The 22,223-nt window shown below is 64.5% G+C and carries 20 protein-coding genes, 1 tRNA gene and 1 pseudogene; 10 read left to right on the plus strand and 12 right to left on the minus strand.

What is annotated here, in order from left to right; translation table 11 throughout:
* Positions 1–20: 20 nt before the first annotated feature.
* Positions 21–737 (plus strand): hypothetical protein, encoded by a 717-nt coding sequence (locus ATN38_RS13905; RefSeq protein ID WP_064689267.1) that lies wholly within the window; start codon positions 21–23, stop codon positions 735–737.
* A 73-nt stretch (positions 738–810) separates the two neighbouring features.
* Positions 811–892: transfer RNA gene (locus ATN38_RS13910), tRNA-Leu, on the plus strand.
* Between the two features lie 59 nt (positions 893–951).
* Here the strand turns inward: ATN38_RS13910 and ATN38_RS13915 are convergent.
* Positions 952–1,671 (minus strand): aspartate/glutamate racemase family protein, encoded by a 720-nt coding sequence (locus ATN38_RS13915; protein WP_218748119.1) that lies wholly within the window; start codon positions 1,669–1,671, stop codon positions 952–954.
* 258 nt (positions 1,672–1,929) lie between these two features.
* On the opposite strand from ATN38_RS13915, the gene ATN38_RS13920 reads away from it, so the two are divergent.
* Positions 1,930–2,337 (plus strand): hypothetical protein, encoded by a 408-nt coding sequence (locus ATN38_RS13920; protein WP_020970031.1) that lies wholly within the window; start codon positions 1,930–1,932, stop codon positions 2,335–2,337.
* Positions 2,334–2,714: a DUF3817 domain-containing protein gene (locus ATN38_RS13925; protein ID WP_003945334.1), complete on the plus strand. Its 381-nt coding sequence runs from the start codon at positions 2,334–2,336 to the stop codon at positions 2,712–2,714. The genes ATN38_RS13920 and ATN38_RS13925 overlap by 4 nt, the downstream gene beginning before the upstream one ends.
* A gap of 62 nt (positions 2,715–2,776) precedes the next feature.
* Here ATN38_RS13925 and rdgB read toward each other — a convergent pair whose 3' ends face one another.
* From rdgB to clpS, 7 genes are all read right to left on the minus strand, one after another.
* Entirely contained in the window at positions 2,777–3,385 is a 609-nt protein-coding gene (rdgB, locus tag ATN38_RS13930) for an RdgB/HAM1 family non-canonical purine NTP pyrophosphatase (protein ID WP_042925783.1), read from the minus strand.
* A 3-nt stretch (positions 3,386–3,388) separates the two neighbouring features.
* Positions 3,389–4,174: a ribonuclease PH gene (gene rph / locus ATN38_RS13935; RefSeq protein ID WP_003945332.1), complete on the minus strand. Its 786-nt coding sequence runs from the start codon at positions 4,172–4,174 to the stop codon at positions 3,389–3,391.
* 52 nt (positions 4,175–4,226) lie between these two features.
* Positions 4,227–4,985, minus strand: a complete 759-nt coding sequence (locus tag ATN38_RS13940) for a cyclic nucleotide-degrading phosphodiesterase (RefSeq protein WP_007733274.1) — start codon at positions 4,983–4,985, stop codon at positions 4,227–4,229.
* Positions 4,986–5,082: 97 nt separating this feature from the next.
* Entirely contained in the window at positions 5,083–5,742 is a 660-nt protein-coding gene (locus ATN38_RS13945; RefSeq protein WP_030537907.1) for a rhomboid family intramembrane serine protease, read from the minus strand.
* 92 nt (positions 5,743–5,834) lie between these two features.
* Entirely contained in the window at positions 5,835–6,902 is a 1,068-nt protein-coding gene (locus ATN38_RS13950) for a P1 family peptidase (RefSeq protein ID WP_003945309.1), read from the minus strand.
* Complete coding sequence (locus tag ATN38_RS13955) at positions 6,899–7,489, minus strand: DUF2017 domain-containing protein (protein ID WP_218748120.1); 591 nt, start codon at positions 7,487–7,489, stop codon at positions 6,899–6,901. Before ATN38_RS13955 ends, ATN38_RS13950 begins: the two co-directional genes overlap by 4 nt.
* A gap of 56 nt (positions 7,490–7,545) precedes the next feature.
* On the minus strand, positions 7,546–7,857 hold the full coding sequence (gene clpS, locus ATN38_RS13960) for an ATP-dependent Clp protease adapter ClpS (RefSeq protein ID WP_029255695.1): 312 nt from the start codon (positions 7,855–7,857) through the stop codon (positions 7,546–7,548).
* Between the two features lie 121 nt (positions 7,858–7,978).
* Between clpS and ATN38_RS13965 the strand changes: the two genes are divergently transcribed.
* The 3 genes from ATN38_RS13965 to ATN38_RS13975 are packed head-to-tail and all read left to right on the plus strand — an operon-like array spanning position 7,979 to position 12,021.
* On the plus strand, positions 7,979–9,319 hold the full coding sequence (locus ATN38_RS13965; protein ID WP_030537905.1) for a nicotinate phosphoribosyltransferase: 1,341 nt from the start codon (positions 7,979–7,981) through the stop codon (positions 9,317–9,319).
* Positions 9,316–9,963: a nicotinamidase gene (locus tag ATN38_RS13970; RefSeq protein ID WP_042446164.1), complete on the plus strand. Its 648-nt coding sequence runs from the start codon at positions 9,316–9,318 to the stop codon at positions 9,961–9,963. The genes ATN38_RS13965 and ATN38_RS13970 overlap by 4 nt, the downstream gene beginning before the upstream one ends.
* A 9-nt stretch (positions 9,964–9,972) precedes the next feature.
* A complete protein-coding gene (locus ATN38_RS13975) occupies positions 9,973–12,021 on the plus strand; it encodes an ATP-dependent DNA helicase (RefSeq protein ID WP_058038870.1) in 2,049 nt (682 codons plus the stop codon).
* A 68-nt stretch (positions 12,022–12,089) separates the two neighbouring features.
* On the opposite strand, the gene glgP is transcribed toward ATN38_RS13975, so the two are convergent.
* Complete coding sequence (gene glgP / locus ATN38_RS13980; protein ID WP_065352705.1) at positions 12,090–14,690, minus strand: alpha-glucan family phosphorylase; 2,601 nt, start codon at positions 14,688–14,690, stop codon at positions 12,090–12,092.
* 176 nt (positions 14,691–14,866) lie between these two features.
* Here glgP and ATN38_RS13985 point away from each other — a divergent pair, with 176 nt between their 5' ends.
* The 3 genes from ATN38_RS13985 to ATN38_RS13995 are packed head-to-tail and all read left to right on the plus strand — an operon-like array spanning position 14,867 to position 20,540.
* A complete protein-coding gene (locus tag ATN38_RS13985; protein WP_218748121.1) occupies positions 14,867–16,891 on the plus strand; it encodes an alpha-1,4-glucan--maltose-1-phosphate maltosyltransferase in 2,025 nt (674 codons plus the stop codon).
* Positions 16,891–19,092, plus strand: a complete 2,202-nt coding sequence (gene glgB / locus ATN38_RS13990; RefSeq protein ID WP_218748122.1) for a 1,4-alpha-glucan branching protein GlgB — start codon at positions 16,891–16,893, stop codon at positions 19,090–19,092. The genes ATN38_RS13985 and glgB overlap by 1 nt, the downstream gene beginning before the upstream one ends.
* A complete protein-coding gene (locus tag ATN38_RS13995) occupies positions 19,092–20,540 on the plus strand; it encodes a neutral zinc metallopeptidase (protein WP_218748124.1) in 1,449 nt (482 codons plus the stop codon). The genes glgB and ATN38_RS13995 overlap by 1 nt, the downstream gene beginning before the upstream one ends.
* A gap of 18 nt (positions 20,541–20,558) precedes the next feature.
* On the opposite strand, the gene ATN38_RS14000 is transcribed toward ATN38_RS13995, so the two are convergent.
* From ATN38_RS14000 to ATN38_RS14010, 3 genes and pseudogenes are all read right to left on the minus strand, one after another.
* Positions 20,559–21,455 (minus strand): tetratricopeptide repeat protein, encoded by an 897-nt coding sequence (locus ATN38_RS14000; protein ID WP_218748134.1) that lies wholly within the window; start codon positions 21,453–21,455, stop codon positions 20,559–20,561.
* Positions 21,456–21,560: 105 nt separating this feature from the next.
* Entirely contained in the window at positions 21,561–21,923 is a 363-nt protein-coding gene (locus tag ATN38_RS14005; RefSeq protein WP_003945330.1) for a DUF3817 domain-containing protein, read from the minus strand.
* A gap of 100 nt (positions 21,924–22,023) precedes the next feature.
* A pseudogene (locus tag ATN38_RS14010) lies at positions 22,024–22,223 on the minus strand (acetyl-CoA C-acyltransferase); the annotation flags it as partial.

A 22,223-nucleotide genomic window follows, 5' to 3' on the forward strand; every position in this document is an offset into this window, starting at 1 on the left:
ACTTCTCGGGGGGAGAAATCATGAAAGACACAGACGTAGTCAGAGCGGCCGAATTCATCGGCGCCGAGCTTCCGCGCGAGGCGTGGCCGCATTGGAATCAGGGATGGCCGCGCGAGTCCGAAGCCGCCCTTCTCGATGCGATCTTCTCGTCGCGCGCCGCCTATGGAACACCGAAGACCGGAGTCCGCGCCGTCGTCGACCGTTGGCGCACACACCGCTCGGTAGCCGCCGACGATCGCCTCGACAGCTTGCCCGCTCTCGCCGCCTTCACCGACCGTGGCGACGAGCTCGCAACGATTCTCGGCAATCGCCAGCGCGTGCCGGGCAACTACTTCACCAAAGCCGAAGGCGCGGCTCGTGCGGCCAAAGCGCTCGCCGACGCCGGTTGCCGGTGCGGTGCCGACGTCGAGGACACCGAAGGCCTCCGTTCGGCAGTCGTCTCCGTTCCAGGCCTCGGCCCCAGGACCTTCGAGACACTGATGTTCCTGTCCGGGAGGTTGACGGTAACTTCGATCGACCTGCTTGCACGGTTCGCCACCGAAGCAAGCAGTAGCGAGAAATTGTTGTCGAGCACCGACGCAGCCGAGTTGCTCGTTGCGGTTGCCGAACATCTCGATGTCGATGTTCGGACACTCACCCACGCTGCGTGGCGGTATCAACGCACGGCCGAGCAACCTCGCCGATCGAAGAAATCCACCATGCCGCCCGCAGCGGATCCACTCGCCGAAACGGCCTGAGAGCGGGCGGGCGCATCCCGACCAGGGTGGTGTGCCCGCGAGCGATTCCACTCGCGTATCCTTTGAATTCCGCGCGCGAGTGGCGGAATTGGCAGACGCGCTGGATTTAGGTTCCAGTGTCTCAGGACGTGGGGGTTCAAGTCCCCCCTCGCGCACAACGAAGAGCCCCGCCGGATCTGATCCGGCGGGGCTTTTTCGGTTCTCGTGAGCAAGGTCAGCGCTTTCGATCCTTGACCGGTGGAGTCATGTACGTCGTCCGACTCGGTGTCAGCCCCAGACGGACCGAGCTCTCCAACCATGTGATCGCCGCTGCCGTCGGGTCCACAACCGGAACATGAATCCCTTTGCCATGCAGCCTGTCTCGGACTGCGGCGGTCACACCGAGCATGCCGGTGCAACCGAGAACGACGGAGTCGGCGTCACCGTTCTCCACTGCCGTAGACGCCTGTGCGGCCAGTCGATCGATCAGTTCCTCCCGATCGGTGAGGCCCAGCACCGGCATGTCCACGACTCGAATACTGCCCAGCCGACTATCGAGTCCATACCGCCGAGTGAGCGATCGGAGCATCGGAACGACATTCGGCAGGATGGTCACGACACCGACGCGATCGCCCAGACTCATCGCTGTCAGAAATGACGGCTCGAAGCCGCCGACCACCGGAGCGTCGATGACCTCTCGGGCGGCATGCACTCCGGGATCGGCGAAACACGTGATGAATACACCGTCGACGCCGTCGGCTGCCGCCTCTTCGACCCGCTGCACGATCCCGGGGCCGGCAAGTGCCTCGTCGTACTCGGACTCGATGCTCGCCGTACCGGTAGGCAGCGAAACGACGTCGACCGTCGTGCCGGGCGCCGCCCAGTGCTCCACCTCGTCTGTCACCGCCGGAGTCAGTGTGGTGTCGATGACCGGGCGAATCACTCTGATGTGCATCAAACACTCCCCTGCTTTCGGATACGCGCCGAGGTTATCGATGCAGCACAGCCGGGAGAATGTGTTCAGTGCCCTGGCGTTGCGGGTGAGGATGGGCATAGCGCACAGGTGCTGTGGAGCGGCTTCTACGACACGCCGTGGCACGGCCTCTACGACACGCCGTGGCACGGCTCCTACGACACGCCGTGGCACGGCTTCTACGACACCGTGTCGGAGATCGCAGGGCGAGGCACTATAGCTCTCAGGTACCGTCTTAGTGTGTCCAAGAACGCTACTAAACGCCGACCTGCGCTGATTCTGCTGGTCATCGTGTCAGCTGCCGGCTGCCTCGCGCTCGGCTGGTGGCAGTGGGAGCGCTTCGAAGCCGTCGGAGGCTCGGGACAGAATCTCGGGTACGCGTTCCAGTGGCCGCTGTTCGCGGCGTTTGTCGTGTACGCGTATCGCAAGTTCGTTCAGCTCGAAGACGTGGACCCCGAAGAGGCCGAAGCCGAGGAAGCCGCCGCTGAGCCGCGTGAGATTCCCGCCGACCTCTTGCCGCAACGCCCGCGGGCCGAGTTCGACGATGTGAACCTCGACGTCGACGACCCTGAAGCCCGCCAAATGCTGGAATACAACGACTACCTTGCGCAGCTCGCCGCTCGCGAGTCCGATAGGAGCACGACGTGAGTACCGGTTCGGAAGCGAGCATCGCTACCCCCGCAGTCAACGCAGAAAAGCAGAAGAAGGTTGCGTCGGCGCTGGTCCGATACCGCGTTCTCGCCTGGATCACCGGCCTCTGGCTGCTGTTCCTGACCGGTGAGATGGTCTACAAGTACCTGATTCTCGACAATTCGGCGGACGCACCGTCGTGGTTGTTCTACATCGGCCAGATCCACGGCCTGTTCTACATGCTCTATCTCGTATTCACGATCGACTTGGCGATCAAGGCCCGGTGGAAGCCCGGTACGACGGTTGCCACCGCGCTCGCCGGCACGATCCCGTTCCTGTCGTTCGTGTTCGAGCACAAGCGAACCGCCCAGGTGAAGCAGGCTTACCAGCTCTGAGAGTTTCAAAAAGTGGAGCCCTGAACGCAGACGCGTTCAGGGCTCCACTTTTCGGATTCGGTTCAGCCGGCCAGTGCCGCCAGCGCGGGAACGAGCTGTACGAGCGCGCGCCCTCGATGTGACGCCGCATCCTTCTCGGCCGGGGTGAGTTCTGCGGCCGAGCGGGTGTCGCCGTCCGGACGGAAGATGGGGTCGTATCCGAAGCCGCCGTCGCCGGCTGGTTCGCGGCCGATCACCCCGCGCCATTCGCCGCGCACGACGGTCTCGTCGCCGCCGGGGATCACCAGTGCACAGGCGGAGACGAACGCCGCGCCTCGACGCTCGTCTGGCACGTCTCCCAGCTGAGCCAGGACCAGAGCCGTGTTGGCGCCGTCGTTTCCGTGATTGCCCGACCATCGCGCGGACAGCACGCCGGGCATACCGTTGAGTGCGTCGATCTCGACACCGGAATCGTCTGCGATGCAGGGCATTCCGGTTGCAGCTGCTCCGTCACGCGCTTTGGCGAGCGCATTCTCCTCGAACGTCGCTCCGGTCTCGGGGGCTTCGGGGAACGGCGGGACCTCGTCGAGCCCGACCAGTTCGATTCCGCTCACTCCGGCGGCGTCGAGCACCCGGTGAAGTTCCTTCAGTTTCTTGGCATTTCGGCTGGCAACCAGTACTCGTACGCTCACAGCTCAGGCACCGAACTTCTTCTTGGGTTCCGGATTCTTCGGTTCGGGTAGCACCCCGGGATACGGCTCGGCCAACGCTTGACGCTGGATCTCGAAAAGTTGCTCACAACCAGCCAGAGCGGAGTCGAGCAGCTTGTCCAGCGTCGAGCGTGGGAAGGTGGCGCCCTCACCGGTTCCCTGAATTTCCACCAGCGTGCCGGTATCGGTGGCCACGACATTCATGTCGACCTCAGCACGCGAATCCTCTTCGTACGGAAGGTCGAGACGCACTCGTCCGTCCACGACGCCGACGCTGACGGCCGCTATGCCACACGAGATGGGCTGTGGGTCGGAGAGCAGGTCGGCTGCGCGCAGGTACGTCACGGCGTCGACCAGGGCCACGTATGCCCCCGTCACTGCCGCGGTGCGAGTGCCACCGTCGGCTTGGAGGACATCACAGTCGAGGGCGATGGTGTTCTCACCGATTGCCGCGAGATCGATGCACGCTCGAAGTGATCGGCCGATGAGTCGACTGATCTCCTGCGTGCGGCCGCCGACCTTGCCCTTGACCGATTCGCGGCCACTGCGTGTGTGCGTGGCGGCGGGAAGCATCGCGTATTCGGCTGTCAGCCAACCCAAGCCGGAGCCCTTGCGCCAGCGGGGTACACCCTCTTCGACGCTGGCCGTGCACATGACGCGAGTGTTCCCGAACTCGACCAGAACGGATCCGGCCGGGTGACTGGTGAACCCGCGGGTGATCTTGACCGTGCGGAGCTCGTCGTCCGCCCTACCGTCTTCTCGTGTAGTCACCTTCGTGAGCCTAGCGGTCGCCCGGTGAGCGCTGCACCGAATGTGAGGGGAATCAGATGTCGTAGACACTTCCGGCGGAGACGGCATGGACCGGTCCGGAGAATTCGGATTTCGCTTCGGCGATCACGTCTTCACGCGATGTCCACGGCGGGATGTGCGTTAGGAGAAGTTCCTTGACGCCGGCGAGCGCAGCCACACGGCCGGCTTCCTTACCGGAGAGGTGAACTCCCTCGGGGCGATCCGGACTGTCGGTCCACGACGCTTCGGAGAGCAACACGTCTGCACCACGCGCGAGTTCGACGACGTTGTCGCACATACCGGTGTCGCCTGTATAGACGAGGACGCGGCCGTCGGCGCCGGTGATCCGGAAACCGTAAGCCTCGGGTGGATGATTCATCCGGCGGGCGACGACGCTCAGTTCACCGAACGTCACCGGCTCGTTCTCGGCCCAGAGCCGGACGTCGATGGTGTCGGAGATGTCGTCCATCTCGCCGGCGCACTCGGCGGAGGACACTCCGATGCGGCACGCGGTGTCGGTGGGGCCGTAAACCAGAGCACGGCCGACCGGCGGGTTGGGGTGATAGCGACGCCAGACGAGCAGGCCGGGCATGTCGAGACAGTGGTCCGCATGAAGGTGCGAAAGCAGGATCGTCACCTCGCCCGGATCGGCGTATCGCTGCAACGCCCCAAGAACTCCCGGGCCGAAGTCGATCACGAGCGGCGGAGTTCCCGGTGCCGTGAGCAGGTATCCCGAAGCCGGTGAATCCGGACCCGTGACGCTGCCGGAACACCCCAGGACGGTCATGCGCATACCGGTCATGCTGCCACGTCTACCCGTCTGGGAAAAAGCTCTTGGTGGTTTTGGCGCGTCGAAGTCACACCGCAGTGAGGGTGTGACCCACGTCCGTTCAGAAACTCGGTGGTCGAACGGCCGGCGCCGACCCGGCGCGCTTGGCCCTCTCCCCCGACGTCAACGCCCAGGCGGCAACCACGCCGCCGATCGCTCCGAACAGATGCCCTTGCCAGGAAACCCGTGGATCGCTCGGCAGAACGCCCCACAGCACTCCGCCGTACACGACGAAGACGGCAACGCCGATCAGGATCTGTGTGAAACTCCGCGTGAAGAACCCGCGCACCAGCAGGTAGGTGACCCAGCCGAAGATCAGCACGGACGCACCGACGTGATTCGAGTTCGAGCCGGCGAACAACCAGGTCCCGACGCCGCCGATCACCCAGATGATGCCGGTCGCCGCGAGTCCCCGCGCAATTCCCGACACCAGCACGAGGTATCCGAGGATCAGCACCGGAATGGTGTTGGCGATCAGATGACCCCAGTCGTCGTGCAACACCGGGGCGAACAGGATTCCCCACAGGCCGTCGAGCGTGCGCGGGGTGACGCCGGCGTTCTGGACGTTCTGACCGGAGATGACATCCACGATCTCGATCACGTAGAGCAGGATCGCGAAGCCGCCCACCAACACGGCCGACTGCTTCCACACCGAGGGCGGACCGGATTTCCGTGCCGGCGTCCGGGTGCCGAAGTCCGGACTGTTGAAATCCATCGTCATCGTGTGCGTCCTCCACCGTCGATCCGGTCTTCTGATCCGGTCACTTGCGACCAGGCTCAATTCGAGATTACCGCCGATTCCAGGAGTGCTGCCTAGAGAAATGCGGACGGGAAGAGTTCGCGGTAGCTCGGGATTCCGGCTACCGACGTGGCGTCGAGAATCGCTGTGACGATCGCACGTTCGACCACCTGGGCCGAAGCCGCGCACACCGCGTCGAGTATCGGCAGATCGTTCGGGAAAGCGTCCGGAACCGTGATCTCCGAATTCGGAGTGTGATCACCGGTGGCGAGCGCAAAGATCGTGTCGCCGTCGAGCGGCGAATGTGCGGGCCGAATCGCTCGGGCCAGGCCGTCATGACCTGCGACGGCGACGCGTCGGCACCCGGCTTTCGTCAAGGCGGCGTCAGTGGCGACCACACCGATCGTGGTGTTGAGGACAGTTCCCTTGGCTGCAACGGCATTGGCCGCCGCGAGTTCGGACGCGTCGGGGAGCCTGAGGCCGAACGACTCCGCGCCGTCCGAGCCGACGCCCCACGGCAGGCCTGTTCTGGGGTCGAAGACCGAACCCACCGGATTCGCCACGATCAAGGCGGAGACCGTAGTCCCCTCGGCGGGGCCGTCGGCGATCACGACGCTGGCCGTTCCCACCCCACCCTTGAGCGCCCCGGCTCTGGCACCTACCCCCGCGCCGACCGTGCCGGTGGCGAATTCGCGCGAAGCAGTGTCGGCAGCGAGGAATCCGAAATCGCCGGTCGGACGAACGGTCCAGTCCCCCACCGGCAGATCGAAGATCACGGCGCCGGGCACGATCGGTACCACCTGGCCGGGAGCGCCCATCGCGATCCCGTGATCGTGTTCCTCGAGCCAGCGCATCACTCCGTCGGCCGCGGCAAGTCCGTAGGCACTACCACCGGTCAACAGCACGGCATTGACCTGCTGAACCGAATGGCTCGGGTCGAGCAGGTCTGTCTCGCGGGTACCCGGACCGCCGCCCCGGACGTCGACTCCGGCGACCACACCGGCCGACGCGAGCACGACCGTGCAGCCGGTGGCTGCGCCGCTTCCGAGAGTGGCTCCCTCGTCGAGCTTGTGGTGATGACCGACGGCGAGGCCGGCGACATCTGTCAGTGAATCAGTGGGCCCGGTCCGAGTTGTGGTCATGGCATGAGCGCCTGGACGAGGGAGTCCTGCATCCACGTCAACCAGTGATAGACGTCGAGATGCGGGGCTCGCGGGTCGTCGGGTCCGAGGCTCTCCGGGGTGTCGGCGTCGATGCCGAGATTGGTTCCGAGCGCGAGACGGACGTCGTTGAGCGAGGACAGCCAGGCGTCGGCCTGTTCCTGCGTGAGAACGACCTTGCCGCCGGCCTCCGGAAGCGAAGCCAACAACATGCGAGCGGACTCACGCTTGGCGTCGATGATCTCGGGTTCGTGCAAACTGCGCAGCGCGCCGTTGACATTGGCGCCGGCGTCGTCGAGATCGTCACTGTCCGGAGCGACCTTGTCCGGATCGGTGCGCTGGAAGTCGGGAAGCAAACGCGCCAACACCGGATTGTCGGGCGGCTCCGAATTTCCGGTACGAAGACCCGTCAGCGCGGCGAGCTCGTCTTGCGGCGCCGAAAACGCGCGCTCGTCGAGAAGCCCGGTCACCGACTCCACGAGCGAGCGCAGAACCGCCGCCTCGTGGCCGTCCATCTCGGATTTGAACTTCACTCCGCCGAGTGAACTCTTCCTACTCCACGTCCGCACGCGTCGGACTCCCGTCTACGAGTTAGGCGAACAAATCGGTCGAAAAAGTGCTTTTCTCAGGTGTCGTCGCGTTGCATCGTGGCCCAGAGACCGGCAGCGTGGAGGCGACGAACATCGGCCTCCATCTTGTCGCGCGAACCGCTCGAGACCACGGCCTTGCCCTCCGAATGGACCTGCATCATCAGGTCGGTGGCCTTGGCTTTGCTGTAGCCGAACAACTTCTGGAACACGTAAGTCACGTAATGCATGAGATTGACCGGGTCGTCCCAGACGATGGTCACCCAGGGCCGATCTGCGGCTTCGATGGTCGCAACAGCCTCCGACTGCTCGGGCGTGGCTTGAGGAGAAGAAGCCGTAGCGCCTCTCATCGTTACGTTCGCCGAGTAAGTGCCGGACACGGTCGCGCCGCCGAAAACCATGTATCCAGGGTACGGCGCGACGAGAGGCGACAACACCCACCCACGTCGTCTCGCGCATAGAGTTGTGTGCGTGCCTACGCAAATTTCCGACATCCGCGACGCCGGTGCCAGCACCGCACTGCTCACCGATCAGTACGAACTGACCATGCTCTCGGCGGCTCTCGCCGACGGATCTGCCTTCCGCAACTGCAGTTTCGAGGTATTTGCACGGCGGCTGCCAGACGGCCGTCGCTACGGCGTCGTCGCCGGTACCGAGCGCCTTCTCGACGCACTCGAGCAGTTCCGGTTCGGTGAACCTGAACTGGCGATCGTTGCAAAATTTCTCGACGACACGACCGTCGAGTGGCTGCGCAACTATCGATTCTCCGGTGACATCGACGGCTACCGCGAGGGAGATTTCTACTTCCCCGGATCACCGATCCTCTCGGTCCGCGGAACGTTCGCCGAGTGCGTCATCCTCGAAACCTTGATTCTCTCGATCCTCAACCACGACAGCGCGATCGCTTCGGCCGCAGCCCGCATGGTGAGCGCAGCGGGCGGTCGACGGATGATCGAGATGGGCTCGCGTCGTACACACGAACAGGCCGCCGTCGCCGCTTCACGTGCCGCCTATCTCGCCGGCTTCGACGCCACCTCCAACCTCGAAGCCGCGCGGCGTCACGACGTACCCAGCGCAGGTACCAGCGCGCACGCCTTCACGCTCCTGCACACCACCGAAGACGGTCCGGACGAGGCAGCGGCATTCCGCGGTCAGGTCGCGGCACTCGGCGTATCCACCACGTTGCTCGTCGATACCTACGACATCACCGAGGGTGTGAAAACGGCTGTCGCCGTTGCCGGTCCCGAGCTGGGCGGGGTTCGCATCGACTCCGGCGATCTCGGCGTTCTTGCTCGTCAGGTACGCCAACAACTCGACGATCTCGGTGCTACCAAAACACGCATCGTCGTCTCCGGCGACCTGGACGAGTACGCGATCGCGGCTCTGCGCGCCGAACCCGTCGACTCGTACGGCGTCGGCACTTCCCTGGTCACCGGATCAGGCGCCCCCACCGCCGGCATGGTCTACAAACTTGTCGAGGTCGACGGAATCGCGGTCGAGAAGAGAAGCACCAACAAGGCATCTCGCGGCGGCGCAAAGAAGGCACTGCGCGTAGTGCGTCCGACCGGAACGATCGTCGAAGAAGTCATCTACCCCGCCGGATCACCGTCACCTGTCTCCGAGGCGGACGGCGCGACCGAACTGCTGATCCCGCTGGTTCGCGAAGGCAAGGTCGTCGACAGCGCGCCGACGCTCGAAGAGAGCAGAGCAGTTCTGAAGGCAGGGCTCGTGAGCCTGCCGTGGGAAGGCCTCAAGCTCTCGCGCGGAGACTCGGCCGTGCCCGTTCGATTCACCGGAGGTGAGCACCAGTGAGTGCAAAAGCACTGATAATTGTCGACGTTCAGAACGATTTCTGTGAAGGTGGAGCTCTTGCAGTCGACGGCGGTGCTGCGGTTGCGGGAGCCGTCAACGATTTCGTCAACTCCCACGAGTACGACGCCGTAGTCGCGACTCGCGATTTCCACATCGACCCTGGGGCGCACTTCTCCGAGAATCCCGACTTCATCGACAGCTGGCCGGTTCACTGCGTCGTCGGGACAGCCGGCGCCGAGTTCCATCCGGCGTTCGACGCTTCCGTCGCCGGGTCGGCGATCTTCTCCAAGGGCGCCTACAGCGCGGCCTACTCCGGTTTCGAAGGAGCAGCCGAGGACGGCACGACGCTCGAGGACTGGCTCCGCGCCCACGAGATCACCGACGTCGACGTGATCGGAATTGCCACGGATCACTGTGTCAAGGCCACGGCCGTCGATGCCGCGCGCGCGGGGTTCGCCACGACTGTCCTTCTCCCCTTCACCGCTGGTGTGTCGACCGCCACGATCGAGTCGGCATTGGTGCAGATGCGGGAGGCGGGAGTGCAGCTGATCGGGCGAGACGAGGCCTCGTCGCAAGAAGACTCGAATGCCGGGGAACCACCCCGGGAATCATCCGTGGACGTTTCTGACGTAGGGATCCATTAACCTTCGTGGGTGGCCGATCAACTCCCGAACGTTCCCGAACTGCTCCAGACAGCGGTGCGGTCGCTCGGCGGTGCCGAACGAACCAGTCAGCTGACGATGGCGTCCGCCGTGGCGCACTCGATCGACACCGGCGAGCATCTGGCCGTCCAGGCCGGCACCGGTACCGGTAAGTCGCTCGCCTACCTCGTTCCGAGCCTGCGCCACGCGGTCGAATCGGGACGCACCGTGGTCGTGTCCACCGCCACCATCGCGCTGCAGCGTCAGCTCGTCGACCGAGATCTGCCTCGACTCGCCGATGCCCTGAAGAAGCCACTCGGCCGACGCGCAGAGTTCGCAATCCTCAAGGGCCGCAACAACTATCTGTGCATGAACAAGATCCATACCGGCGCGTCCGAGCAGCCACCCGAGGACGAGTTGTTCGATCCGTTCACGGTCTCGCGTCTCGGCCGGGAGGTCGTCCGCCTCACCGAATGGTCCTCCGACACCGAAACCGGTGATCGGGACGAATTGGTGCCGGGCGTATCCGATCAGGCGTGGCGGCAGGTCAGTGTCACCTCCCGCGAATGCATCGGTAAGAACCAGTGCCCGGTCGGTGAGGACTGCTTCGCCGAGCGCGCCCGAGTCGAGGCGTCGAAGGCCGACGTAGTGGTCACCAACCACGCACTGCTCGCGATCGACGCCATCACCGGCATCCAGATCCTGCCTGACCACGACGTCGTGGTGATCGACGAGGCCCACGAGTTGGTCGACCGCGTCACCGGCGTCGCCACGGCCGATCTCACTGCCGCGTCGATCAGTGCCGCGGCCCGGCGTTGCGGCAAGATCGCCGAAGAGCAGGATGCCGATCGCCTCGAAGCTGCCGGCGAGGGGTGGGCTGGACTCCTCGAGGAATTGCGCCCAGGTCGCTGGGAAGGCCTCCCGGACGGGGCGGCACCCGCACTGGCTGCGATCCGCGACGCGGCCTGGTCGCTGCGCACCGCTATCGGTCCGGCCAAACCGGGTATGGCTGCTGCAGATCCCGAAGCCGCTGCGGCCCGCAACGCCGCACTCTCGTCCGTCGACGACGTCCACGACAGTGCAGTGCGTATTCTCACCGCTTTCGACGAACCCGACCCGGCCAAGCGCAAGGACGTCGTCTGGCTGTCCTCGGACGAGTTCCGCGGATCGGTGCGGCGCTCCGTCCGGATGGCTCCGCTCTCGGTCGGCGGATTGCTGCGCTCGCGACTGTTCGCCGAATCCACCGTCGTTCTCACTTCCGCGACACTGACCGTCGGCGGATCGTTCGACGGTCTCGCCGTCAACTGGGGTCTTCCTGCGGAATCGTCCGCGCGCCCCGACTCGGGTACCGCCATCGGCACCGAAGCACCCTCTGACGCTTCGGCTTTCCGCTGGAACTCACTCGACGTCGGGTCGCCCTTCGACCATGCAAAGGCCGGCATCATCTACATTGCCCGCCACCTGCCCACGCCCGGCCGCGACGGCCTCTCCCCTGTCTATCTCGACGAGATCGCCGAACTCGTCGAGGCCGCCGGCGGACGCACCCTCGGCTTGTTCTCCTCGATGCGCGCCGCCAAAGCCGCGTCGGAGGCGATGCGCGAACGCCTCGACACCCCCATCCTGTGCCAGGGCGACGACGCCACCGGCACCCTCGTCAAGGCCTTCGCCAAGGACGAACCCACGTCACTGTTCGGCACGTTGTCCCTGTGGCAGGGCGTCGATGTCCCTGGCCCATCGCTGAGCCTCGTCATCTTGGACCGGATTCCGTTCCCACGCCCGGACGACCCACTGTTGATGGCTCGCCAACAAGCCATCGAATCCCATGGCGGTAACGGCTTTCTCAGCGTCTCGGCCAATCACGCGGCGCTGCTCCTGGCACAGGGCGTGGGTCGCCTGCTTCGTAGCACCGACGACAAAGGTGTGGTGGCCGTGCTCGATCCGCGTCTGGCCACGGCGAGATACGCGGGTTACCTTCGCGCATCACTGCCGCCGTTCTGGGAGACGACCAACCCCGAAGTCGTCCGCAAGGCGCTCACCCGCATCCGCGACTCACGTCCCTGACCCAGTTCTCACGCGGGCACAATTCTGCCCCGGTACCGACCGAACGGACCGGGGCAGAATGTATTACGTCAGACGCTCGGAGTGGTCACCAACCCGAGTTCGGACGCATCGACCAACAACCGGTGATGCGGCAACACCCGCACGGTGTAACCCACGGAGCCGGAGACCGGAAGCGCAACCTCGGCTTCGAAGATCTCGGCTCCGTCCTCGGTTCCGAAATGTGTCATCGGGAACGTCACCACGTCGGTGAGTTCCTCGCCTGGGCTGACGCGTCCCAGGACTGCCTGAACCTCCACATCCGAGACCGACAAGCCGCCGAGGCGGACCTTGGCTTTCAAAGAGATGGTCGCACCGATCTCCGGAGTGTCCGGCAGGCCGGAACCGTCCACCTGCTCGACGGCGACCGACGGCCACTGCGACTCGATACGGCGACGGAACTCGGCCACCTCACGCGCGCCGGCAAAATCATCCGCCACTACCGCTCGAGCTGATTCCGCCGAAGGGGCGTAGTAGTCGACGGCGTAGTCACGAACCATGCGTGATGCCAACACCTTCGGGCCCAGATTCTCGAGGGTGTGGCGAACCCTCTCGACCCAGCGCGTCGGCAGATCGGCTGCATCACGGTCGTAGAACGTCGGCAGTACCGCATGCTCGAGAAGTTCGTAGAGGGCGCTGGCTTCCAGATCGTCACGCCGCACGTCGTCGAGAACACCGTCGGCCGTCGGAATGGCCCACCCGTTCTCGCCGTCGTACATCTCGTCCCACCATCCGTCGCGAATGGAGAGGTTGAGGCCGCCGTTGAGCGCGGATTTCATGCCGGAAGTACCGCACGCCTCGAGTGGGCGAAGCGGGTTGTTGAGCCACACGTCGCAGCCCCAGTACAAGTAGCGGGCCATCGACATGTCGTAATCAGGCAGGAAGACGATGCGGTGACGCACATCCGCTTCGTCGGCGAACCGCACGACCTGCTGGATGAGTGCCTTACCGCCGTCGTCGGCGGGGTGCGACTTGCCGGCCACAACCAACTGCACCGGACGTTTCTCGTCGAGCAACATCGCACGCAGACGCTCGGGATCACGCAGCATCAGCGTCAACCGCTTGTACGTCGGAACGCGCCTCGCGAACCCGACTGTCAAGACGTTGGGATCGAATACTCCAGTGGTCCAGCCGAGTTCGGCCTCGGTCGCGCCGCGTTCGAGCCAGGACGCTCGGACGCGACGACGAACTTCGTCGACCAACTTGCCGCGCAACGCATTACGTGTTTCCCACAGTTCGGTTGCCGACAACTCGTGCAGGCGCTCCCACCCGCGTGCTTCTTCGAGTTGCTCCTGACCGACGATCCGCCTGGCCACGTCCATCCACTCCGGCGCCGCCCACGTCGGCGCGTGAACACCGTTGGTGACCGAACCGATCGGCACCTCGTCGGCGTCGAAGCCCGGCCAGAGACCGTTGAACATGTCGCGGCTGACGATGCCGTGCAACTTCGAGACGCCGTTGGCTCGCTGGCCCAGGCGAAGACCCATGTGCGCCATGTTGAAGATCGACGGATCGGCTTCACGCCCCATCCCGACGATGCGGTCGACGGTCAGGCCGGGAAGCAAACTCGATTCGTTCTCGCCGTTCGCTCCGCCGAAGTAGTGACGGACCAGATCCGCCGGGAAGCGGTCGATTCCGGCGGGAACCGGAGTGTGCGTCGTGAAGACCGTTCCGGCACGGACCGCGGCCAGAGCCGAATCGAAGTCCAGACCGCTGGTGGTGACAAGTTCCCGAATCCGTTCGATGCCGAGGAATCCGGCATGCCCCTCGTTCATGTGGAACACCTCGGGATCGGGCAATCCGTACGCCGCGGTGTAGGCGCGCACCGCGCGGACGCCGCCGATACCCGCGAGGATCTCCTGCTTGATGCGGTGATCCTGGTCCCCGCCGTAGAGACGGTCCGTGACGCCGCGCAGATCCGCGTCGTTCTCGGCGATGTCGGAATCGAGCAGCAGCAACGGCACTCGTCCGACCTGAGCGATCCACACTCGCGCACGCAGCACCCGGCCACCGGGCATGGCGACGTGAATGACGACCGGCGATCCGTCTTCGGAAGCCGGGCCTGCGTCCGTCAGCAAACGAAGAGGCAACCCTTGAGGGTCGTGCGGCGGGTAGTGCTCGGCCTGCCAACCGTCGGCGGTCAGCGACTGGCGGAAGTAGCCGGATCGGTAGAGCAGTCCGACGCCGATGAGCGGCAGCCCGAGGTCGGACGCGGCCTTGAGGTGATCGCCCGCCAGGATGCCCAATCCACCGGAGTAGTTGGGCAGAACTTCGCTGACTCCGAACTCCATGGAGAAGTACGCAATTCCGCCGGCTGACGATGCGCCCTTGGCCTGCTGGGACTGATACCAACGCGGGGTGCTCAGATAAGCGTCGAGATCAGCTGCTGCAGTGTCGAGGTCACCGAGAAATGCCTCGTCACTGCTGAGTTCGTCGAGACGGGTGGGGTCGACTTCCCCGAGCATGCGGACCGGATCGAACTGGACTGCTTGCCAGAGTTCGGGGTCGAGTCGCGAGAACAGATCCTGTGTCTCGGGATGCCACGACCACCGAAGGTTGGTGGACAGGGGGCCGAGCGCGGCGAGGCGCTCCGGAAGGTGGGCTCGGACAGTGAACCGACGCAAGGCTTTCACCCCGCGAACCCTAGTCGAGTTCCTTGCACTCTGTCCGGTGGAACCGAACGCCGAGCCGACCTGACCACCGACAGACCCGAATTCGTCGTTATCAGCACTCCGGCGCCGCACCCACTACGGTTGAACCCGGCGAAAGAACGTTTTACCGCGATCCATCATCAGAAATGGAGCTTCCCGTGTCAGGACGCCTCGGTATCGACGACGTGGTACCCGAGATCTCGGGTAACTATCCGGCAAAGGCCGTGGTCGGTGAAGTCTTCCCAGTGCACGCAACCGTGTGGCGAGAAGGCCACGACGCCATTTCCGCCACTTTGGTCGTGCGTGGTCCGCGCGGTACCAAGCCGCTGCGCATTCCGATGGACCCCGGCACCGAACCGGACACCGTCGACGCGGTGTTCACACCGTCCGCCGAAGGCATGTGGTCATTTCGGATTGAGGCGTGGAGCGATCCCATCGCCACCTGGAAGCACGCCGTGGAAGCAAAGCTCGCCGTCGGGCAGGGGGCGGCCGAGTTGGCCAACGACCTGGAAATCGGTGCGCGCCTGTTCGAACAGGCCGCGCACGAGGTACCGCGGGGCAACAGGTCCAGGCTCGAGGCCGTCACGGCGTCGCTGCGCAGCGATCAGGCACTGACTGCTCGCGTCGCGCCGGCCTTCGCCTCCGACGTCGCCGAACTGCTCCGCGCCACTCCGCTCCGTGAACTGGTCACCAAGGGCGAGTCGCACCCCGTCGTCGTCGATCGCAGCCGTGCACTGTTCGGATCGTGGTACGAGTTCTTCCCCCGCTCGACGGGCGGTTGGGACGAGAACGGGGTGCCGCAACACGGCACTTTCCGAACCTCGGCCGAAGACCTACCCCGCATCGCCGCAATGGGTTTCGACGTCGTCTACCTTCCGCCGATCCATCCCATCGGCGAGATCAACCGGAAGGGACGCAACAACACTCTCACTCCCGAACCCGGTGACGTCGGCTCGCCGTGGGCCATCGGCTCGGTCGACGGCGGGCACGACGCTGTTCACCCGCAACTCGGCACGCTCAAGGACTTCAAGGCCTTCGTCGCTGCGGCCCGCAAGCTCGATCTCGAAGTGGCACTGGATCTCGCGCTGCAGTGTGCCCCGGATCATCCATGGGCCAAGAAGCATCCGGAGTGGTTCAACGTCCTTCCCGACGGCACCATCGCCTACGCCGAGAACCCGCCCAAGAAGTATCAGGACATCTACCCGATCAACTTCGACACCGATCCTCGCGGTCTGGACAAGGAAATCTTGCGAGTCGTCCGACACTGGATCAGTGCCGGCGTCAAGATCTTTCGTGTCGACAACCCGCACACCAAGCCGCCCAACTTCTGGGAGACACTGATCTCGGAGGTCAAGAAAACTGACCCCGACGTCTTGTTCCTCGCCGAGGCTTTCACTCGTCCGGCGCGCATGTACGGCCTTGCCCGGCGCGGGTTCACACAGTCGTACACGTACTTCACCTGGCGAGTTGCGAAGTGGGAGCTCACCGAATTCGGTAACGAGCTGGCGGCGAAGGCCGACGAAGCCCGACCGAACCTCTTCGTGAACACGCCGGACATCCTGCACGAGTCCCTCCAGCACGGTGGGCCCGGAATGTTTGCACTGCGAGCAGCTCTCGCCGCCACCCTGGCGCCGACGTGGGGCGTCTACTCCGGTTACGAACTCTACGAACACCAAGCCGTTCGCCCCGGCAGCGAGGAATACCTCGACTCCGAGAAGTACGAACTTCGGCCGCGCCGTTTCGCCGAAGCAGCAGCGCGAGGCGAGTCTCTCGAGCCGTGGATCACCGCGCTCAACCGCATCCGGCGTGCACATCCGGCCCTGCAACAGTTGCGGAACCTGCACTTTCACCACATCGACAACGACGCGTTGATCGCCTACTCGAAGTTCGACGCCTCGACCGGTGACGCCGTCCTGACGGTGATCAACCTCAACCCGTTCGCTGCAGAAGAGGGCACCGTCTGGTTGGACATGCCGGCGCTCGGACGCGAATGGCACGACCACATGACCGTGCTCGACGAGGTAACCGGTGAGCAGTTCAATTGGGGCCAAGCCAATTTCGTCCGCCTCGAGCCCTGGCGTTCGGTGGCGCACATCCTCGCGCTCCCACCCGTTCCGTATCCGGCCCGGATCTCTCTGGCCTACCAAGCACGCAATGCGCACCGCGCAGGTGGAGGCAAGTGATGTCAACCGAGAAGTTCCCTTCGGGTATCGCACCGGACAATCACGATCTGGAGCTGTTGGCGCGCGGTGAACATCACGATCCGCACAGTGTCCTCGGCGCCCATCCCCACGCCGACGGCACCGTTCTGCGAGCGTTGCGTCCCAACGCCGAGTCCGTCAGCGCCGTCATCGGCGGCAAAGACTTTCCTCTCGAACATGTTTCGAACGGAATCTTCGTGGCTCTGGTCCCCTACCCCGACCTGATCGACTATCGCTATTCCGTGACGTACCCGGGTGGACACACGGTTCTCGCAGCCGACCCTTACCGGTTCCTGCCGACTCTCGGTGAACTCGACCTTCACCTGTTCGGCGAAGGTCGGCACGAACGACTGTGGGACATCCTCGGTGCACATCCGCGTTCTTACGAGACACCGGACGGACCCGTCGACGGCACCTCGTTCGCCGTCTGGGCTCCGGCCGCCCGCGGCGTGACCGTCGTCGGCGACTTCGACGGGTGGAGTGGGCAATTCGCCCCCATGCGAGTCCTCGGATCCACTGGGGTCTGGGAACTCTTCCTGCCCGACATCGCAGTCGGTTCGCTGTACAAGTTCCGGGTCCACGGCCACGACGGCTCCGTTCGCGACAAGGCCGATCCCATGGCATTCGGTACCGAGATCCCGCCGGCGACTGCGTCGCGAGTGACCACCAGTTCGCATGAGTGGAACGACGCGGCCTGGCTCGAAACCCGCGCCGGTGTCGATCCTTCGCAGTCCCCGATGAGCGTGTACGAGGTGCACCTCGGATCGTGGCGTCCCGGGCTCGACTACCGGCAGATGGCCGAGCAACTCGCCGTCTACGTCACCGAAACCGGATTCACCCACGTCGAACTGCTGCCCGTCTCCGAGCATCCGTTCGGTGGATCGTGGGGATACCAGGTCACCTCGTACTACGCACCGACCTCCCGCTTCGGCACCCCGGACGACTTCCGCTGGTTCGTCGACCACCTGCACGCCGCAGGGATAGGTGTCATCGTCGACTGGGTGCCTGCACACTTCCCCAAAGACGAGTGGGCCCTGGCTCGTTTCGACGGAACTCCCCTGTACGAGCACGCCGATCCGCGTCGCGGCGAGCAGTTGGACTGGGGCACATACGTATTCGACTTCGGTCGCCGCGAGGTGCGGAACTTCCTCGTCGCCAATGCACTCTTCTGGCTCGAGGAGTTCCACATCGACGGACTTCGCGTCGACGCTGTCGCATCGATGCTGTACCTGGACTACTCACGCCCGGAAGGTGGATGGACTCCCAACATTCACGGCGGCCGCGAGAATCTCGAAGCCGTGGCGTTCCTGCAGGAGATGAACGCCACCGTCCACAAGAACCATCGAGGAGTCGTCACCGTCGCCGAGGAGTCGACGGCGTGGCCCGGAGTCACTCGGGCGACCAATGTCGGCGGCCTCGGATTCAACATGAAGTGGAACATGGGGTGGATGCACGACACCCTCGGGTTCCTCGGTCACGACCCGGTACACCGGACCTACCACCATCACGAGATCACGTTCTCACTGATGTACGCGTGGAGTGAGAACTACCTGCTACCGATCAGCCATGACGAAGTGGTGCACGGCAAAGGAACTCTGTGGACCCGGATGCCCGGGAACGACTTCGCCAAGGCGTCCGGCCTGCGCTCACTGCTTGCATACATGTGGGCGCATCCAGGCAAGCAACTGCTGTTCATGGGACAGGAGTTCGGTCAGAGTGCGGAATGGTCGGAAGAACGCGGCCTCGACTGGTGGCAGCTCGACGATCAGTACACCGGCACTCTCCATCGCGGCGTCCAGCGACTGGTCGGCGATCTCAACTCCGCGTACCGACGTCATCCGGCCATGTGGACCCTCGACACCTCGCCCGGTGGATACTCCTGGATCGACGCCAACGACACCGAGAACAACGTCCTCAGTTTTCTGCGTTACGGTACTGACGGTTCGATTGTCGCCTGCCTGTTCAACTTCTCGGGCAGTGAGCACTCGAGCTACCGCGTCGGGCTACCAGAGCCCGGCCGATGGGTGGAAATTCTCAACACCGATGCCGAGGTGTACGGCGGCTCCGGAGTCGGGAACCTCGGAGCGGTCACGGCAACGTCGCATTCGTGGCACGGTCGGCCAGCCTCCGCACAGGTGGCGCTGCCAGCTGCTGGAGCGATTTGGATAAGTCTGGAGCGTTGATGGTCGGCCGGCGAGTAGTCATTGTCACGTCGTCACTGTTGGCAGTGGCCGCACTGCTCGCCGGTTGTGCCCAGGGAACGAGTGGCCACGCCGTCTCGATTTATCACGATCCCTTCCGCGTCGCCGGACTCGACGCAACGGCAGGACCAAGTGGGTTGCGTCCGGGAGCCCCCAACGCCGACCGAGCAATCACCGGCACCGACGGCGGGGACGTCGACGCGCTGGCAGCCAACGCCATCACAGACATCGAAACCTACTGGGCCGCCGAGTACCCGGCTCTGTTCGACAAGCCCTTCGAACCGGTCGACGAGCTGATCTCGTGGGACCCCACCGAATCGAACGGCCCGGACTTCTGTGAGGAGACCACCGAAGAACTCATCAACGCCGGGTACTGCAGCATCGATCACACCATCGGTTGGGATCGCGAACTGCTCCTGCCGGAGGTACGCGAGAAGTTCGGTGAAGTGGCCGTCGCCTTCATCTTTGCGCACGAGTACGGCCACGCGGTTCAACGCAAAGCCGGGATCGTCGGCGGTAAACGAGACGCAGCCCTGGTGCGAGAACAGCAAGCCGACTGTTTCGGTGGCGCCTTCTTGCGGCACGTCGCCGAGGACAAGGCCGCGCACTTCACGATGAACACCTCCGACGGACTCAACAAGGTGTTGGCGTCGGCGGTCGCCATCCGCGACGAAGACCCTAATGATCCTGAGAGCCACCATGGTTCGGCGTTCGAGCGCGTCACCGCCACTCAGATCGGCTTCACCGACGGCGCCGGTGCGTGCGCGAAGATGGACGCCGACGAAATCGAGTCACGACGTGCAGACCTCCCGCAGCAGTTCGCCGAGGGCAACGATTCCGGAGAACTGCCCGTCACCGAGGCAACTCTCGACGAGTTCGTGAAGACCTTCCAAGCGATCTTCGATCTACCGCAGCCACCGAAGGTCGTGTTCACCGGCGCAGACACCGGGTGCAGCGATGCCGTTGCGACCGAACCCGTCTCGTACTGCCCGTCGACGAACACCATCGGAATCAGCGTCAACGACCTTGCCGAGCGCGGCACGCCGGGTCGCGTCGGGCGACGCGAGTTGATCCAGACCAACATCACCGGTGACTACAACGCCTATGTCCTGCTCGCGTCGAGGTACACCCTCGCGATGCAGAAGGAGAACGGCCAATCGCTCGACACTCCGCAGACTGCCCTGCGCGCCGCCTGCCTGTCCGGCGTCATCACCGCAGCGCTCAGTCCCACCAACGCCGCGGCGTCCGGAGCACAGGTCACACTCTCCCCCGGCGACCTCGACGAAGCCGTATCGGGGCTGCTGACCGACGGCCTGGCTGCCAGTGACGTCAACGGTGAGACGGTTCCGAGCGGGTTCGCACGTGTCGACGCGTTCCGGACCGGCGTTCTCGGTGGCCGGGAAGTGTGCGACAGCCGCTACACGGAGTAGCGACTGCCGGTCCACACGTCAGTAGAGAGCGGAAGCCAACTTACGACGGGCCGCGATGACGATCGGTTCTGCCGGGTCGAACAGCTCGAACAGTTCGAGCAAGCGCGTCCGAGCGGCAGCCTTGTCGTCGCCGGCAGTTCGCGAGACCACCGAGATCAAGCGGGCGAACGACGCCTCGGGTTGCTGGGCGAACATTTCCAGGTCGGCCGCAGCGAACTGCAGTTCGAGATCGGACGGATCAGCATCCGCGGCCGCAATCGACTCGGGATCGACACCCTGAACCCGAGCCATGAACTTCACCTGGCGGACAGCGCTCTTGGCCTCCGCATTGTTGGGTTCGGCGTCGAGAATCACCTGGTACGCAGCTATGGCGGCGTCGAGATCGCCCTCGTCCAGCGCGGTTTCAGCGGCCACGAAGCGTGGATCCTCGACCTCCTCCGCCGGTTCGTCCGCGTCGGACACCGGCCCACTCAACTTGCCCTCGACAGCTTGGAGCACTGCGTCGAACCACTGGCTGAGCTGCGCCTCTGGCTGAGCGCCCTGAAAATCGGCCAACGGCTGACCAGCCGCGACAGCAACAACCGTCGGAACCGACTGGACACCGAATGCCTGCGCGATGCGAGGACTCACGTCGACGTCGACGTTGGCAAGAATCCACTTGCCGCCGGCTCGCGCTGCAAATGATTCGAGAACTTCGGTGAACACGACCGAGGGCTCGTATGCGCGGCCACCGATGTTGACGATCACCGGTACCTGGCTCGACTTCAGCAGGACTTCGCTTTCGAAGTTCTCCTCGGTCACCTCGATCACTGCCCCGGAGACAGCAGAAACGGCCCCGTCGCCGCTGGTGTTACGCGGCGGTGGTGGGGCCGTGGCCCGCTCTTTGAAGGCGGACAAGTCGACTGCGCCGCTCATGGCGGCAGCAACTGCGGACGAACGCGCGGGGGGCCTGGAACCTGGTCGAGTCACGGCTCCCAGTTTGTCACGAGTTGCGAGAAGCTACGTAGAGGGATGCAGCACTCAGACGAGCGCCGCGTTGCCCTTGGACGCCTCGAACTCCGTGGACAGCTCACCGAGCTTGCCGTTTCGCACTGCCCAGCGTTCGAATATGACGGTGCCGAAGGGCGGAACGCTCGAGATCAGCGCAAGGATCGTGGTCTTGACGTCCCACTTGAGCGACCACGCGGTCAGGAGTGCAACAACGATGAACACCAGGAAGCCCGCGGTGCCATGGACCATTCCGGGGATGCGAATCGCTTCTTCGTGTCCGAGAACCCACTTGAAGAACATGGCAACCAGCAAGGCCGCCCAGGTCACAGCTTCCCACCACGCCACCAGACGGAAGCGTTTCGCGGGAGTGGATACGTCAAAGATGTTCGCCATGAGGCCATTGTGCCCGAACAACTACGACGCCCCGTAGTTGTGTGAGGAAAACCACGGGGCGTCGCAGAGCGAGAGCGCTGGTTCAGGTGTATTTAGACACTCAGGCCTTGGGGACGCGGACGATGAGTGCGTCGCCTTGTCCGCCGCCGCCGCAGAGTGCGGCTGCGCCGATACCGCCGCCGCGGCGTTGCAGTTCGAGGGCGAGGTGCAGGGCGATGCGGGCGCCGGACATGCCGAGGGGGTGGCCGACGGCGATGGCGCCGCCGTTGACGTTGACCTTGGCGGGGTCGAGGCCGAGTT

Origin of the sequence: Rhodococcus sp. FH8 (genome assembly GCF_019266085.1) — a bacterium.
Classification (GTDB): domain Bacteria; phylum Actinomycetota; class Actinomycetes; order Mycobacteriales; family Mycobacteriaceae; genus Rhodococcus_F; species Rhodococcus_F qingshengii.